The sequence below is a fragment of the Paraburkholderia sp. SIMBA_030 genome, from assembly GCF_046535245.1.
In the GTDB taxonomy this organism is placed as follows: Bacteria; Pseudomonadota; Gammaproteobacteria; order Burkholderiales; family Burkholderiaceae; genus Paraburkholderia.
Genome location: NZ_JAWRXB010001629.1, coordinates 1 through 236 on the forward strand (window position 1 = coordinate 1; position 236 = coordinate 236).

Here is a 236-nt window from a genome sequence, read left to right on the forward strand (position 1 = left end):
CTGTTCGTGCTGCTGTCGGGCGTGGTGTTCTTCGGCTGGGGCGAGATTTTTTCGCTGTTCCCCTCGACGCTGACCGACACCTTCGGCACCCGCCACGCCACGGAGAACTACGGCTGGCTGTATATCTCGCAAGGTATCGGTTCGATCTTCGGCGGCCCACTGGCGGCGCTGCTGCACCAGCACGCGGGAAGCTGGGTGCCGGTGTTCGCCACGGCGATCACGCTCGACATCGTGAC

General features: G+C 64.4%; 1 pseudogene. It reads left to right on the forward strand.

Annotated elements, in window-relative coordinates:
* Positions 1 to 236, forward strand: a pseudogene (locus tag SB772_RS45520) (oxalate/formate MFS antiporter); the annotation flags it as partial.